General features: G+C 60.2%; 14 protein-coding genes. 4 read left to right on the top strand and 10 right to left on the bottom strand.

Annotated features, from left to right (window positions below):
* Positions 1-26: 26 nt before the first annotated feature.
* From HCO70_RS24650 to HCO70_RS19215, 3 genes are read left to right on the top strand one after another with little or no spacing between them, the layout of a single operon-like run.
* Entirely contained in the window at positions 27-872 is an 846-nt protein-coding gene (locus tag HCO70_RS24650) for an FAD-dependent oxidoreductase (RefSeq protein WP_216665522.1), read from the top strand.
* A complete protein-coding gene (locus tag HCO70_RS24645; RefSeq protein ID WP_371742271.1) occupies positions 869-1,342 on the top strand; it encodes an FAD-dependent oxidoreductase in 474 nt (157 codons plus the stop codon). The genes HCO70_RS24650 and HCO70_RS24645 overlap by 4 nt, the downstream gene beginning before the upstream one ends.
* 19 nt (positions 1,343-1,361) lie before the next feature.
* Positions 1,362-2,243 (top strand): TauD/TfdA family dioxygenase, encoded by an 882-nt coding sequence (locus HCO70_RS19215; RefSeq protein ID WP_172299220.1) that lies wholly within the window; start codon positions 1,362-1,364, stop codon positions 2,241-2,243.
* A gap of 25 nt (positions 2,244-2,268) precedes the next feature.
* Here the strand turns inward: HCO70_RS19215 and HCO70_RS19210 are convergent, their stop codons facing one another.
* Positions 2,269-3,198, bottom strand: a complete 930-nt coding sequence (locus HCO70_RS19210) for a LysR family transcriptional regulator (protein WP_172299218.1) — start codon at positions 3,196-3,198, stop codon at positions 2,269-2,271.
* Positions 3,199-3,399: 201 nt separating this feature from the next.
* On the opposite strand from HCO70_RS19210, the gene HCO70_RS19205 reads away from it, so the two are divergent.
* Positions 3,400-4,197, top strand: a complete 798-nt coding sequence (locus HCO70_RS19205) for an MBL fold metallo-hydrolase (RefSeq protein ID WP_172299216.1) — start codon at positions 3,400-3,402, stop codon at positions 4,195-4,197.
* Positions 4,198-4,207: 10 nt separating this feature from the next.
* Here the strand turns inward: HCO70_RS19205 and HCO70_RS19200 are convergent, their stop codons facing one another.
* From HCO70_RS19200 to HCO70_RS19160, 9 genes are all read right to left on the bottom strand, one after another.
* Entirely contained in the window at positions 4,208-4,945 is a 738-nt protein-coding gene (locus HCO70_RS19200) for a hypothetical protein (protein WP_172299214.1), read from the bottom strand.
* Complete coding sequence (locus HCO70_RS19195; RefSeq protein WP_172299212.1) at positions 4,942-5,556, bottom strand: cysteine hydrolase family protein; 615 nt, start codon at positions 5,554-5,556, stop codon at positions 4,942-4,944. Before HCO70_RS19195 ends, HCO70_RS19200 begins: the two co-directional genes overlap by 4 nt.
* Positions 5,557-5,564: 8 nt before the next feature.
* Complete coding sequence (locus HCO70_RS19190; protein ID WP_172299210.1) at positions 5,565-6,368, bottom strand: ABC transporter permease; 804 nt, start codon at positions 6,366-6,368, stop codon at positions 5,565-5,567.
* On the bottom strand, positions 6,365-7,342 hold the full coding sequence (locus tag HCO70_RS19185) for an ABC transporter permease (RefSeq protein WP_172299208.1): 978 nt from the start codon (positions 7,340-7,342) through the stop codon (positions 6,365-6,367). The genes HCO70_RS19190 and HCO70_RS19185 overlap by 4 nt, the downstream gene beginning before the upstream one ends.
* Positions 7,339-8,448, bottom strand: coding sequence for an ATP-binding cassette domain-containing protein (locus tag HCO70_RS19180; protein WP_172299206.1), 1,110 nt, complete (start codon positions 8,446-8,448; stop codon positions 7,339-7,341). Before HCO70_RS19180 ends, HCO70_RS19185 begins: the two co-directional genes overlap by 4 nt.
* A gap of 3 nt (positions 8,449-8,451) precedes the next feature.
* Positions 8,452-9,531, bottom strand: coding sequence for a PotD/PotF family extracellular solute-binding protein (locus HCO70_RS19175; protein WP_172299204.1), 1,080 nt, complete (start codon positions 9,529-9,531; stop codon positions 8,452-8,454).
* 98 nt (positions 9,532-9,629) lie between these two features.
* Positions 9,630-10,781, bottom strand: coding sequence for an isopenicillin N synthase family oxygenase (locus HCO70_RS19170; RefSeq protein WP_172299202.1), 1,152 nt, complete (start codon positions 10,779-10,781; stop codon positions 9,630-9,632).
* Positions 10,782-11,081: 300 nt separating this feature from the next.
* Positions 11,082-12,974: an ABC transporter ATP-binding protein gene (locus tag HCO70_RS19165; protein WP_172299200.1), complete on the bottom strand. Its 1,893-nt coding sequence runs from the start codon at positions 12,972-12,974 to the stop codon at positions 11,082-11,084.
* Positions 12,971-14,785 (bottom strand): ABC transporter ATP-binding protein, encoded by a 1,815-nt coding sequence (locus HCO70_RS19160; protein WP_256373021.1) that lies wholly within the window; start codon positions 14,783-14,785, stop codon positions 12,971-12,973. The genes HCO70_RS19165 and HCO70_RS19160 overlap by 4 nt, the downstream gene beginning before the upstream one ends.
* Between the last annotated feature and the right edge of the window lie 289 nt (positions 14,786-15,074).

Raw genomic sequence — 15,074 nt, 5'->3', positions numbered from 1 at the left:
GAACCGAAAGACTAGAGGGAACAATTATGTCCTACGGTCGTCCGATCAACCCGGCTACCACCGTTGTTCGACATTCCGGCGAGATCCTGCATCACGAGTTGGAGGTCGACCTTTGTGTGGTCGGCGCAAGCATTTCTGGAACAGCCACTGGGCTGGAAGCCGCGAGGCTCGGCAAGTCGGTTGCGATCGTCGACAGCCTTCCAACGTTAGGTGGACAAGCAGTGAATTCGATCATCGGCACCTTCTGCGGACTGTACCGCAACGGCACGCCTGGCCACCGTTTCACTTTCGGCATCGTGGACGAGATGCTCGATGATCTTGAGAAGCGCGACGCCTGTTATTACCGCTATGGGCCGATGACAACTGTGGTGCACTACAACGAGATTGCGCTTTCGCGCTGGATCGAGACCTCGCTGGATGACGCCGGAGTGGTCCCGATCACCGGAGCCATTCTCCGCGACGTGGAAACCGATGGCCGCAGCCTTCAGTCGGTAAATCTGGTCACGCGATATGGTGATGTCACCATCCGCGCCGAGAGCTTTGCCGATTGCTCCCGTGACGCCGCTCTCGCCTATCTCGCCGGCCTGGAATGCCGCGAGCCGGATGAAGCGTTCTACGGCAGCCAGCAGGTCGTCTTTGAAGGGTTGAACACCGAAGCGGAACCGCCCGCACGTTATGAGTGGTCGGAACGCATCGACGATAAGGCCGCCGACTACGGCCTTCTGTGCCAGGGGGGGCTCGCATTCTATTTCCCCTGGAAAGATGCCGCCGTTCTCAACACGACCCATGTAGAAACGCACCTCGATCCCATCGAGGCGTCGAAGATGGGGCAAATCGCAAGAATCAGGTCGACCGGGGCAATAATATCTTGAAAGCCGAGTACCCGGAATTCCTTGGCAGCATGAAAGTGCGCGCTTACGGCTTCCCCGGAGTCCGTCAGACCCGCTGGATCAAGGCCAAGCATCACATCACCACCGACGAGGTAATTGATCAGGTCAAATATGCGGACGCCATTGGACGAACCGCGTGGCCCGTCGAACTTCACAATGCTCTCGAAGGCTTCGTCTGGGAAACCTTCGACGGGGAGCACACCCATTACATCCCGTCCGCCGAAATGACCTCGCCTGATGCTGACAACCTCGCCGCCGTGGACCGATGTATCGACGGCGATCCGACGGTGCTGTCCTCGGTTCGCGTCATGGGTCCCTGCATGGCGCAGGGCATGGCCGCCGCTCACGCGCTCGATCTCGCAGGTTCAGGCTCTGTCCAGCAGATCGACATTGGGGCCTTGCAAAGCCGAATATCCGACAATCTTACGCGCACCGATGGTGTCGCACCCTGAATTGAAAAGGAGACGAACGATGGAAACGAGACCGATAGAAGGCGGCTTCGGTGTAGAGATCACCGCCGGACTGGATGTGCTGAATCCTCTGAGCGCTAAACAGATCAACGAGATCGACGTGCTTATGGACGAGCATTCGCTGGTTCTGATCCGAAATCAGCCAATGACTGTTGACGAACAGCTTACCTGGACACGACAGTTCGGCCCGCTCGATCTGGGCTTCAAAAAGGTTATCGCCAAGGGTGGCGAAAAGCAGAAATATGACGAGATCGGCGACATCTCCAACCTGTCGAAAGACGGCAAGCCTGCCGCCCGCACCGACAAGCGGATCCTCAACAACATCGCCAACCAGATGTGGCATTCGGATTCTTCGTTCCAAAAGCCGGCCGCGAAATACTCCATGCTGCATTCGGTGAGGAACCCGTCCTGGGGCGGGCAGACACAGTACGCCGACTTGAAAGCCGCATATGATGCGCTGGATGAGCGGACCAAAGCTTTTCTCGACGATAAGATCGCGGAGCATTACGCGCTGCATTCTCGCTTCCTGATCGGCGACGACAGTTACAATGAGGAACAGAAAGCCGCCATCGCGCCCGCTTACTGGCCCGTGGTCCGACAGAACCCGCGGACCGGCCGAAAGCACCTGTTCATCGGCGTCCACGCCCGCAGCATTGAGGGTATGACGGTGCCCGAGGGCCGGATGATGTTGCTCGACCTTCTGGAACACGCGACGAAGGGCGAGTTCACCTACCTCCACGAGTGGCAGGTCGGCGACACGATGATCTGGGACAACCGTGCGACGCTGCATCGCGGCCGGGCCTTCGACCTGGACGAACCCCGGGAACTGCGCCGTACCACCACATTGGACGACAAAGCGCCCGAACTTCGCTTGGCGAGCTAAGGTGCAACTCCCACGGATCGGAGGGTCAGCCCTCCGGTCCGACTGCTTCTAACCGCGGCCGCAAGCCGCGCTGCCAAGGCGGTTCTGCGAAATCCGCCTTTAGATGCTCCAAAAGGGCCATGACCTCAGGCCGGTGCAGTTTGTTGCGCGGGACCATCGCCTTGAACCAGAGAGGCGAAATCGGAAAGTCCGGCATCAGCGCCTGAAGCGTCCCACGCTCGATCTCCTCGCGCGCCATGAATTCGGGAACCACCGCGATGCCCAGGCTCTGCCGTGCCGCGAACAGCAACAGCCTACTGTCATTCACGGTCATTACCGAATTGACCTCGACCGAAACCGGTCCGCTCGGGCTTTCAAAATGCCAAGTCAAACCAACCGCAACGTACGCGACACAGCGATGTTCTACCAAATCGCCAGGTGCCTGAGGTGTTCCGTGCTTCTTCAGATATTCCGTCGAAGCAACGACAACGCGCGGATAGGGGCACAGCGGAAACTCCGTCACACTTGCATAGGACTGCGGCAGCGCGCCAAGTGCCATGTCGAAGCCTTCTTCCAACGGGTTTACCGAGCCGTCGATCAACATGAGGTCGACGGTGATATCCGGATGAGCCGCCTGAAAACAGGCGATTGCCGGTCCCGCAAACAGCGTTCCAATCGTCGTCGGTGCCTTGATACGAAGATGTCCGCGCAGCGCACGGTCCGAGTGGGCGCCTTTGAGCACGTCATCAAGCTGCGACAGCAACAACTGCAGCCGCGGACGCAACTCTTCCGCTTCACGAGTCAGCGTCAGCTTGCGAGTGGATCGTACAAAAAGCTTCGCGCCGATTTCATCCTCAAACCGTCCGACACGTTTGGTTACGACCGAAGGTGCGACCCCGATAGCTCTTGCGGCGGCAGAAAAACTGCCAGTTCGTGCGGTGATCAGGAAAGCCTGGATATTCAGAAAGTTCGCCATTGTCAGTGCAGTATAGGACGGTAATTCACCAAGGCACAGCACCCTTCCCACACGCAATTGCCCGTATACGGGCAGACGCGGAAAAGCTCGCCTGTCCTTTGCCCACGCTTTTGAAACCCGATGTACCGACCCCCAATTCCATTGAGTATCGGACCCCAGAGTGGAATGACTTCCCACAGATCCACGACGAGGGAGCCCCGCATGACCAACCTGCCCGTCGCCGAAACCTGGTACGTCTCCCGGCGCCTCGACGAACGGATCACACTGATAACAGAACCGCATGTCCACCCGATCTTCTCGGCGAACATGTACCTGGTGGAGGGCAGCGATAAGGACCTGATCATCGACACCGGCATGGGCGTCGCCCCGCTCCGGCCCTTCATCGAAAGCCTGCGCGCCGACAACGCCAAGCCGCTGATCTGCCTGACCACCCACACCCATGTCGATCATTTCGGTGCGGTACAGGAGTTCGACATCCGGCTCGTCCACACCCTTGGCACCGAAGAACTCGCAGAACCACCCGCCTATTCACTCAATTCCTCGGACCTGCCGGCGCGCCTCGTCGAGAACTTCGTCAAGGCCGGCTACACACCGCTCTGGCCGCTCCTGATCGACGCGGTGCCATATGACGGCTACGACCCTGCCACCTACAAATTCAAGGGTGCCACTGGGACCGCGACCGTCTCGGACGGCGACGTGATCGACCTTGGCGACTGGCAGACAGAGATCATCCACCTCCCCGGCCACTGCGCGGACCAGGTCGGGCTATGGCACGAAGAAAGCGGAACTCTGTTCAGTGCCGACGCGATCTACGATGGCCCTCTTTTGTGGGAGGGTCGGAATTTCGACCTCCCTGCATATGCCGACACGCTCCGCCGCCTGCGCGAGATGCCGGTCCAGGTGGTTCACGGCGGCCATGACGACGCCTTCGGGCGCAAGCGCATGATCGAGATCTGCGACGACTACCTGTCGCTCTGGGATACCCGCGGGCTGATCTGACCGGGATGTGTTACCGCATCCAGACGTCCCCCACCTCCACGCCGAAGAAATCGCGGCGGCCTAGCACCATCCGCGCGCCATTCAGATCCCTACGCGACAGCACCGCATGGCCCTCCCGCAATGGGTTGGTCGACAGCTGCGCCACACCGACATCCCCGTCCCAGTACCCCAGCGTGTACTCCGCATCGAAAAACGCAGCGAGCTCTGCCTCCGGCCGTTCGCCCGCCTCCAACGCCTGCCGCAACGGCAGGCTGTCTGGCGCTCCGATTGTCCCGAAGGCTAGCAGGAAATCTGATGGTCCCCAGGTGATCCGGCAGGCCCGTTCACCGTTGGACCAGGTGCCGTGCTCGTAAGGACCGCGCCCCTCCAGCGCCCAGACCTCGCGATAGGCACCTTCGGCACCGTCCTCGATCATCCGCCCACCCGGGCCATGCCGCAAAATGCCAATATCCTGCGAGGCACCCGGTGGCGATCCGTGAAAGGATATCTGCCGGTGCCAGATGCAGCAGTCGACATGCAGCTCGGTCTCGCCTGCGAAACCGAAGCTGTTCATCAGCCCAAGCAGTGCCTCCACCGGCAGTTCAGACAAAGACTCCCCACCCGCCACATCAGGCCGCGTCAGCGGTATCCGGATATCGCAGAATCCCACCTCTGCCTGCAGCCAGTGGACCCGCGTTGTGCGGTCCTCCATCCCCGGCGCGGCGATGCTTTCGCGTCGCCAGTGGCCGCCGATCCGAAAAGGGTTCAAGCCGCCTCGCGCTTCAGCTTCAGGATCTGCGCAATGGCCGCTTCAGTATCGATGATCGCGCCTTCCTGCAGGTACTCCATCGCGTTCAGCGAGGCCTGATGCGCCGCCGGAGAGGTCCCGCCAACGCTGTCGCCCACCACCCGGCAGTAATAGTCGTGCTGGTGCCCGTCGACGAAGGTGTAATGCACGCAAACATCCGTCATTCCGCCGATCAGGATCAGCGTCTCGGCGTTCAGCCCTTTCAGCAAGATCTCCAGATCCGTGCCGAAGAAGGCTGAATACCGCCGCTTCGGCACAAAGTAATCCTCGGCTCGCTGCCCCGTGATCTCGTCCGGCAGCCGTGTTCCAGGCTCGCCGTCCATGCAGTGGACACCCTCGGAACCGTCCAGCTCCCGCCCGTAATCCACCATGTCACGCCGGTGGATCTCCTGCACGTAGACGGTCGGCAGCCCGGCCTCCCGTGCAGCGGCGATCACTTTCAACGCCCTCTCCATGTTGTCGCGATAGCCTGGCATCACCGGGATACCTGCCTTCACATCCATGAAGGCCGAGGCCTGGATGTCGATGACAAGAAGAACGGCATTACCTACGATTGTGGGTTGGCGCGGCATCACTTACCTTATCTGCGAGACTGATCCGCGCCCATCAGACGCGGCAGGTCGCCAAAGCGGGCGACCAATGAAAACACGACGAGCGAGACCACGATGAAGGTGATCGCGGCCACCGCCATCGTGGGGGTGAACCCATTCCGCAAGCTGTTGAAGATCTGCAGCGTCACGGTCGAATAGGCGGAACTGGACACAAAGAACATCACGATGAACTCGTTGAAGCTCAGCACCATGGCAAAGAAGAAACCCGAAATCGTGTAGGGGATCGTCTGCGGCAGCACGATGGTCCGGAATGCCGTTGCCTCGGTCGCCCCCATCGTCGCGGCGGCATCCAGATGCGCGTCGTCGATGCTTTGCAACCCGATGGAAATCGTCACCAGCGGCAGTGCCGCGAACAGTGCGCCCAACGACAGGATACCCGCCCAGATCGTGCCCAACCCGCCGCTGAACGCCCACATGAACCCCAGCCCGACGCCGAACACGATCGGCGGAACTGCGAATGGCATTGCCATCAGCCCGGCGATAACACGGCTCAGCGCGGTGGATCGCTTCCAGATGAAATAGGCGGCGGGCCAGGCGAACAGCACCGACAGGGCCGCAGAACTCAGCGAAATGATCACTGAGTTCTTCAGCGCATTACGCCAGATCGGTTCCGAGATGAAGAACTCGCCGAACCGCGCAAGCGTCGGGTCCTGCGGCGGGAACAGCATGCTGCGCCCGCCGTTCAGCGCCGAAGCAGAAACGACAAGGATCGGCAGGAACAAAACCACGCCGCTCAAAGCCATGAAAATGAAACCGAACTTCGACAGCCTCATGCGCGGTCCCCCGCATTCGACAGCTTCTGCCCAGCGAACAGGAACACCGCGGCCGTGATCAGCAGGATCACCGACTGCGCTGCCCCGAACGGCGCGTTCAATGTCGAACCGCGCACACTGTCATAGATCGAAACGGCCAGCGTGTGCTGCGACGGATCGGCAAAGACCGTGACGGTCACATAGGTTCCCAGCAGGAACACGAAGAGCAGAAGCGTCGATCCGAAGAGCGGCAGCTTCACCGAGGGCAGTACGACGGTTCGCATCACGACAGATGGCCGTGCGCCCATGGTCCGCGCAGCCTCCATTAGCGACGGCTCCAACCGCGACAGCGCCGGATACAGCAGGATCACTGCGTAGGGCCAGACAAGGTAGGACATGCACAGCACCGTTGCGAGCCCGGACGTCTTGAACTTGAATGCCCGAGGGCTCGCCAGCCCGATGTCGCGGAACCACTGAAACCACCCCCAGTCCTTCATCAAATCGGTGAAACCGACCCAGTCCAGCAGCGCCGGCAACCCGGATCGGGCGGACAGCAAGATATCCCAGCCCATAACGATGAACACTTCGGACAGTGACAGGGAGCTCAAGAGCAGGACCAGCCACACCGTCTGCCCCCTCCGGGTCAGGCGCGTCAGGAAATAGGTAAACGGAAAGGCCAGCGCCACGGCGATGACGGCACCGATTGCCGCGAACATCAACGAGTAGCCGAGCTTCTGCAGGTACAGTATCTGGAACGTTTCCGGCCAGGTCGCGCCCAGCAGAAAACGCTTGTAATGCGTCAGTTCAAACCCGAACGCCCAGCCCGCGCCCTCAATCTTGTGACCGACCGAGATGGCCAGCACGAACAAGAATGGCACAAGGCACAAAATGCCCAGAAGAATGACCAGCGCGATCTTGAAAGCCAGCGCCGGCTCCCGCCCTTCCGTCTCTTTCACGCCGTCCGGCGCCATGCCTTCCGCCGTGCTCACACTCACTCAGCCGCCTCCGCATCGCGCGGAAACACGTGCAACTCGTCCGGCGGAAGCCGCAGGCTGACTTTCTCACCGATCGTGAGCGTCGGGAGGCTTTCGCCCGCGCCGTATTCTACGATCAGGTCGCCAACCGGCGTCTTCACGTAGATATCCCGTGTCGAGCCTACATCGCGGACGAACGTGACTTCAGCGGGAAGGACGTTCTTGGCGCGCTCCTCCGGAGGCGTCTTCGCCCATTCCTCGCCGAGACAGGCACAAGTATCGTTGATCACCGCATTCTCGGGCCGCACCGCCAACGTCACCGGCGACCCCGCCGTGAACCCCCGCGCTTTCGGCGCCTCGAAGAGATACTCCCCCACACGGTACTTTCCGTCCGTCGCTTCACCGGACAGAAAATTCGCCTTCCCGATGAACGACGCAACGAAGGAATTCCCAGGCTTCGAATAGATCTCCTTTGGCGTACCTACCTGCTCGGTATAGCCCTTGCTCATCACCACGATCTGGTCGGCCATGGTCATGGCCTCTCGCTGGTCATGAGTGACTACGATGGTCGTGATCCCCACCCGCTGCTGCAATAAGCGCAGTTCCACCTGCATGTCCTCGCGCAGCTTGGCGTCCAGCGCCGACATCGGCTCGTCCAGAAGGAAAACCGACGGTTCCTGCGCCAGCGCGCGCGCAATCGCCACCCGTTGCCGCTGCCCGCCGGACAGCTCTCCGATCCGCCGGTCGCCGTAACCGCCCATCTGCACCAGATCCAGCAACTCGTCGGCCCGCGCCCGGCGCTTGCGCTTGTCCACGCCCTCGATCGCCAGGGAATAAGCGATGTTCTCGGCCACGGTCAGGTGCGGGAACAGCGCGAAACTCTGGAACACCATCCCGAACTTGCGCTCATACGCCGGCCGGTCGGTGATATCCTCGTCGCCCAGCAGGATCTGTCCCCAAGACGGCGCCTCCAGCCCAGCGATCATTCGCAAAAGCGTGGTCTTTCCACAGCCTGACGGCCCCAGAAGGGCCGTCAGCTTCCCATGCGGGAAAGTTAGATCCACCTTATCCACAGCGCGGAAGGAACCAAAGTCCTTGCGGATGGATTTCAGGACCAGGTCGGCCACGGGTCAGCTCCCCGCCAGCATCGCGTCCCAGTTTTCCTGAATGTAGGTTTCCCTGTCGAGATAAGCGCTGTAGGCGGGCCGGATCGACGGCGTGCCTGACACAGCAGCGAACTCTTCGTCTGTCAGGTCGGTCGCTTCCTGCGGCAAGAGCGGTGCGGTGCCGATCATGCGCGACATGATCGCCTGCACTTCCGGCGTGGAGGAAAAGTTGACGAACTCCGCCGCTTCAGCGCCCTTGTCGGACAAGCCCGAGAGGCACCAGGAACCGTAGTCCTGCACGCAGCCTTCTTTCGGGAACATCGACAGGATCGGAAAGCCATCGGCTGCCATGATACCCGCCACGTCGTGGTAATAGGTGCCCGCCACAACGTCAAGGTTCTTCATCGCCTGTTCCATCTGGCTTTCCGCCGACCACCAGAGCGCCACGTTCGGCTTCAGCTCCGCGGCCTTCGCGACGATGGCCTGAATGCCATCCTCGGTCTCGAACGTCGCCTCCCCGTCAAAGAAGGTCGCCGCGATGATGTCCATCATGCCACCGTTGAACCGGCGCACGACGCCCAGGGACTGTTCAAATACGGAGGTGTCCCAAAAGTCCGCCCAGCTTTCCGGCGGCTCGATCTCATCAGGATTGATCACCATGGACGAGAACCACGACATCGCGCCGACACCCAGAACTCCCGGTGCGGCCTCAAAGATAAAGTATGGGTCCAATGCACCTGCCGCCGAAATCATTGACATATCCAGCGGCGCCAGCAGCCCTTCTTCACGGCTCGCCTTGATCAGCGTGTCCCGGCCGTATAGCGACAGGTCCGCTGGCACGTTCCCGGCCTGTGCCGCCTGCGCCATCGAGATCAGCCAGTCCGCCGAATTCGGCTGTGTCACGGATTCCACGACAATGCCCGTTGCCTCAGTGAAGCCCGGGTAGACATGTTCCTTGAAGCTGTTCTCGAAATAGCCGCCGTAGGAGCCAATTTTCAGGCTGCGTTCCTGGGCAATCAGCGGTGCAGCAAGGGTGGATGCGGCGGCAAAGGTTGCCCCGCTCTTCAGCAGCGTACGTCGGTTCATGTTGATGGTACCGGTCATCTTCTTTTCCCTGTTGGTTTTCGGGCTGATCGCCCTGTCTTGCCGAATGGCCCGCAAAACCCAGCGCGGACCCGGAAACTGTTATCGAATGAACCCTATCATCCCTTGGCAGGTTGCTTAGCCTCGCGTTTGAAAGGGTTCTCGTCGGGGATCTCGTAGTCCGGCGTGAAGACGCCCTTCTCCCGCGCATCGGCGATATATCTGAAGCCCTTGGCGGTCATCCGCATCAGGTGCTCGCCCGCACGCATCGGCGGGTACTTTGCCAGCGTCTCGGGGGTGCGAAACTGTTCCAGCGGTTCCACTACGGCGTGATAGTCCAGCCCAAAGAACAGCGGCATCGAATAGCGTTCCTTGCCGGAATTGGTCACCCGATGCTGGGTCGACTTGAACTGGCCGCCAGACCAGGTCTCGAAGATGTCGCCAATGTTCACGACGAAAGCGCCTGGGATCGGTGGCGCCTCGATCCAGACATCCTCGGCATTCATTACCTGCAGACCCGGCCCGCCTGTGGCGAGGATGGTGAAGCACTCAAAATCCGAATGCGCACCGATGCCCATCAACTCCTTGGTCGCCGGCATTTCGTTCGGCACGTAGCGCAGCAGCCGCAATTGCGAGCAGGGATAGGTGATTTGACGCTTCAGTTCGTCGGCATCGACGTCCAGTTCCAGCGCCAGCGTCTCAAGCAACTGAACACCCAGCGCAAAAACTGAATCGTAATAGGCCGATACGGTGTCCTTCCAACCCGGAATGTCGGGCCAGACATTCGGCCCCGTCATCCGCCAGCCCGCCAGATAATCCGGATGATCGGCCGGCGCTTCGTAGGACATGTCCCACGCTTCGTTGAAGTTGATGGTCTTAGGGAAATCGTGGCCGTTTTCTTCGAACGGTACATAGCCACGGTGATGCGTAGTGAAACCGGACCACCACTTCATCTTGAAGCTGCGCGGCATCTCATGGAATTGCTTCGACGCGGCGAACATGCCGTCGATCTGCTCCTGCGGGACGCCATGGTTGATGATGTAGAAAAACCCGGACTCACGCGCAGCCTTGCCCAGAGCAGCGGCAACCTTCGTGCGGCCTTCCTCGGTTCCCTCCGCCAACTGACCGAGGTCGATCACCGGCAACGCCGCGCCGTCGATGCTCAACGCTTTCTGGTCTTCGGCAATTTCGCGGGGCGCCTCGGTCTTCTCTTTCAGATCACGGGACACGTCCTCATGCTCCTCTCGAGTCGTGGGGTCGTCCCCGTTCATCTAGATGGTTGCTTGAGGCAAATTCCGGGGTCGTCCCCGGCCATCGCTTTCAATTCCACATGAAAGCAGCCCCCCGCTACGGGCGTCTCGGGTGTTGTCACGATAGTATGTGGGGCGACGCAAAGATGACCGTTTTATGTCCCTTTGCCTGCCCCGAATGCACAGGGATTGGTCGATCCGATGCTACAGCAGCTGGTCGCCGAATTGCGAATCACAAAGGGACGTCCGCGCAAACAGCGACCTGTATTTGATGTCAGCCGAAAGACCGAACCGAGTACCACGGTATCGCCTCTGCACCTGTCAGGTCGCCACTTCCCGGTCCGCTTCTGTCAATTCCTCCGGAATATCGTCGAAGCTGGCGTAGTTGAGGTTGTAAAGTTTCGAATAGAGGCCGTTCTTTGCGATTAGCGCATCGTGGTTGCCTTCCTCGATCAGCCGCCCCTGCTGCAACACAACGATACGATCCGCATTTCGGATGGTTGCCAGGCGGTGCGCGATGACCAAACCGGTCCTCCCCTCCAGCAACCGCCGCAGCGCCTTCTGGATCAGCATTTCGGTATAGCTGTCGATGTTCGCCGTGGCTTCGTCCAGCACCAGGATCTTTGCATCCGCCACAAGTGCCCGAGCGAAGCTCAGAAGCTGCCGCTGGCCAAGGCTCAGGTTGCCGCCGCGCTCTTCCAGCATCGTCTCGTAGCCCTGAGGCAGCACCTCAATGAAACTGTGCGCACCAACGGCTTTTGCTGCCTCAACCACTTCCTCGTCCGAGGCCCAATGAGAGGAATAGCGGATGTTCTCCATCACCGTTCCGGTAAACAGGTATGGTTCTTGCAGCACCATGGCGATGTGGCGGCCAAGGCTTTCCTGCGTCACGGTGCGCACGTCCTTGCCGCCGACAAGTACCGCACCGTCCTGCACATCGTAGAACCGGTGGACAAGCGCCATCGAGCTGGATTTGCCGGAACCGGTCGGCCCGACCAGAGCCACGGTCTCGCCGGAGTTCACCTTGAACGAAACGTCCTTCAGAACAGGGTGTTTCGGGTTATAGCCGAAGGTGACATCCCTGAATTCGACCGAGCCGTCATCATCCGGCCCTAGCGGCACGGCATCTGGCGCGTCCTCGACACTCACCTCGACGTCCAGCACCTCGGTCAGCCGATGACCCGAAGCCATGGCACGCTGCATCACAGAATACTGCATTGTCAACGACCGGATCGGGTCAAAGAAACGTTGGATGTAGAAAAGGAACGCGACCATCACACCCACGTCGATGCGGCCGGAAACCACCATTTGCCCGCCAGCGACAACGACAACCGCCATCGCGATACCCGTCAGGCTGTCCACGATCGGCACCATGATCTGCGCCAGTCGCGAAGCGCGTAGATGCGCCTCGTAGTTCCGGTCGACAAGTTCGCCGTAAAGTTCGGCATTTAGCGCTGCACGGTCCATTGCCTGCACAGCACGTACCCCGTGGATCGCCTCTGCCAGCGCCCCGTTGGTAATCGAATTCGCCTCATGCGCTGCCATAAAGGCGGCGCGGGCTTTGGCGATCCACAGCACACGAACGCCGAAAAGGATCGGCATAACGGCCAACACCAACAGCGCAAGCTGCCAGTCGAGCCACAGCATTACGCCGACGATACCTACCAGCAGCATGACATCGCCGACTGAGAGAACCGACGTTTCCAGGAATTCCTGCATCGAGTTCACGTCACCCTGAAGCCGCGACATCAACCGTCCGACTTCGGTTTTGTCCATGAAGGACAACGAAACTCGCTGCAGATGTGCGAACATCTTGCGACGGATGTCGAACAACACGTTCTCCGCCATGCGCCCGGTGACGCCTTCTTGCACCCGGGACGCAACATAGTTGACTGCTATCACCACCGCGAAAATCGCCACGATACCCGACAAGATTCGCGGATCCGCGTCCGGTGCCATGCCATGGTCGATGGCATAGCGGATCAGTAGTGGGATTGTGAGTTGGGCCAGCGTGAAGGTTATCACTGCGGCAACCGCGATCATCACTTGCCGCCGGTACGGCTCCACGAACGCCCATATCCGCCGCACGACCTTGCCGTCGAAGGCGCGGCCGAAGATTTCTTCCTCGATACGGTCCGACCCGACGACAGCGCGCAGTCTCGGGCGGCCGTCGTCGTGCGGATCACGCGGTTCGCCTGCTCGTGTCGGACTCATCTTGCATCCTCCATTTCGTCCAGCACGTCACCATCAGGTCGCATTTGCAGATCGTGCAGAGCTTTGTATCGCCCACCGAGCGCCAGCAGTTCCTCGTGGTTTCCCTGTTCGACGATCCGACCGTTCTCAAGAAAAACGATCCGATCCGCATGCATCAGGCTCGCCAGCCGGTGCGCCACGATCAGCGTCACGCGCGAAGAGGCGTACTTCCGAAGCGCCGCGCGGATCCGGCTCTCTGTACCCGCGTCAATCGCCGCGGTGGAATCGTCGAAAATCAGCACAGCCGGCTCCATCATCAACGTTCGCGCAATGGACAAACGCTGCCGCTGCCCCCCGGAAAGCGACACGCCGCGTTCGCCCACAATGGTGGAATATTGCCGCGGCAGACCAAGAACATAGTCGTGCAGTTGGGCCGACTCGGAAACGCCACGGATGCGCCGGGCATCCGTGCGCGGATGTGCATAGGCAATGTTGTTCTCGATCGATGTCGTGAACAGGAAACTGTCCTGCTGTACCACGGCAACAGCCTGCCGGACCGAGGACAGCGTCACCTCACGTATATCCTGCCCGTCGATACTGATTGCACCATCGCTCGCATCATAATAGCGCGGGATCAAATGCATCAGTGTCGTTTTACCGGACCCTGGTGGGCCGACAATGCCAATGGTTTCCCCCCTGCGCGCCTCGAAACCGATGCCTGCCACCGCCTTTTGTTCCCCGGTACCGGGATATGCGAAGCCAACATTCTCCAGCTTCAATGTTCCTTCTGTGATCTCCAGCGGCTTGGCATCAGGCGCGTCGTCAATCTCTACCGGCATGTCGAGCAAAAGGAAGAGCCGCGCTCCACAGGTCGAGGCGCGGGCATAGGCATTGACCATGAGCCCCAATTGCCGAACCGGCATTTGCAGGATCGTCATAAAGGTCAGGAACTCCGCCAGCGTGCCGACTGTGATTTCGCCGGCGGCCACGCGACGCCCGCCGACAAGCAGGACCAGCCCCATTGCGGTGAAGAAGGCCAGCGTCATCGCGGACGTGCTTTTTACGCGCACATCGACTCGCTCATGGCTCAGATCCAGTGCCATCTTCGAGGCGCGATCGAACTTGTCCATTTCATGGTTTGCCGCAGCAAAAGCCCTAACCACCCGGATACCGGCCAGGTTCTCTTCCATCACCTGGCTAAGGACGCCCAGCTTCTCCTGCAGGACAAGCCAGGTACGGCGGAGAGTCAGTTGCATGACGGAACTGCGCCAAGCCGCGAAAGGCACGAAGGACAGCGCCAGCACTCCCATCAAGGGGTCTGTAGAGATCAACTGCCAAGCGCCGAATCCGATTAGCAGCGCCAGCAGCACTGTCCGCACCAGCGCTGTCGAGAAGTACATCCGGACGCCTTCCAGATCGAGCATACCAACCGTAATCAGATCGCCCGAATGGGTTCTGTCGTGAAAGGAGAATGGCAGCCTCTGGATCTTGTCGTAAATCGCGCCTCGCAGATCTCGGGCCAGGGCATGACCAACAGATTCCGCCGAATAGTTCTGCGCCAGGGTGAAGAGCCCTCGCAGTACGCTCACGCCGAGGAGCGTCAGCGCTACTGTGATCAGGGGGCCGGGATCGGCTGCCTCGGCAGCAATCGCCTGTGTCAGATCAACTGCACGTCCAAGAAGCACCGGGATCGACAGCTGCATCGCGACGGCCGCGATGGTCGCCACCATCGCCAGGATCGCACGCCCAGGATAGCGGAACGCCATCTTCGTGATCCGTGTTATTGCCCCAAGCCCCTGCTGGCGATCCACACCCCCCGTGCGGCGAAACATGCGGTCGGATAGCTCGGTCTGTGTCGTCATGCGATAATTGCCATGACCAACCGGTCACGACTTTCTCCTGTTTGGCATTATGCCGGAGTCTCCTCCCGACGCTCACGTTATGCCGCATCTCGAGGCGATGAACAGTGACTGTCGCGGAAAACGGCGATGCGAGCGGCACTTGGCCGTCTCGTTGGATCGTAGATCAATGCGAAAGGAAGGTCGATCCCAGAGGCAAAATTGTTCTTCAGCCGAGGCAAAACACCAATTTCGCGAAGTTTAGACCAGCTCGTGAATGTTC

Origin of the sequence: Pseudoruegeria sp. HB172150 (genome assembly GCF_013184805.1) — a bacterium.
Taxonomy (GTDB): domain Bacteria; phylum Pseudomonadota; class Alphaproteobacteria; order Rhodobacterales; family Rhodobacteraceae; genus Psychromarinibacter.
The sequence above is the reverse complement of the archived record's forward strand: the minus strand, read 5'-3'. Positions and strand labels throughout refer to the sequence as shown.

Bases quoted from the DNA above. Each gene is read 5' to 3' on its own strand.
- HCO70_RS24650 (WP_216665522.1), top strand. From the start codon at position 27: ATGTCCTACGGTCGTCCGATCAACCCGGCTACCACCGTTGTTCGACAT.
- HCO70_RS19215 (WP_172299220.1), top strand. From the start codon at position 1,362: ATGGAAACGAGACCGATAGAAGGCGGCTTCGGTGTAGAGATCACCGCC.
- HCO70_RS19210 (WP_172299218.1), bottom strand. From the start codon at position 3,198: ATGGCGAACTTTCTGAATATCCAGGCTTTCCTGATCACCGCACGAACT.
- HCO70_RS19205 (WP_172299216.1), top strand. From the start codon at position 3,400: ATGACCAACCTGCCCGTCGCCGAAACCTGGTACGTCTCCCGGCGCCTC.
- HCO70_RS19195 (WP_172299212.1), bottom strand. From the start codon at position 5,556: ATGCCGCGCCAACCCACAATCGTAGGTAATGCCGTTCTTCTTGTCATC.
- HCO70_RS19190 (WP_172299210.1), bottom strand. From the start codon at position 6,368: ATGAGGCTGTCGAAGTTCGGTTTCATTTTCATGGCTTTGAGCGGCGTG.
- HCO70_RS19175 (WP_172299204.1), bottom strand. From the start codon at position 9,531: ATGACCGGTACCATCAACATGAACCGACGTACGCTGCTGAAGAGCGGG.
- HCO70_RS19170 (WP_172299202.1), bottom strand. From the start codon at position 10,781: ATGAACGGGGACGACCCCACGACTCGAGAGGAGCATGAGGACGTGTCC.
- HCO70_RS19165 (WP_172299200.1), bottom strand. From the start codon at position 12,974: ATGAGTCCGACACGAGCAGGCGAACCGCGTGATCCGCACGACGACGGC.
- HCO70_RS19160 (WP_256373021.1), bottom strand. From the start codon at position 14,785: ATGTTTCGCCGCACGGGGGGTGTGGATCGCCAGCAGGGGCTTGGGGCA.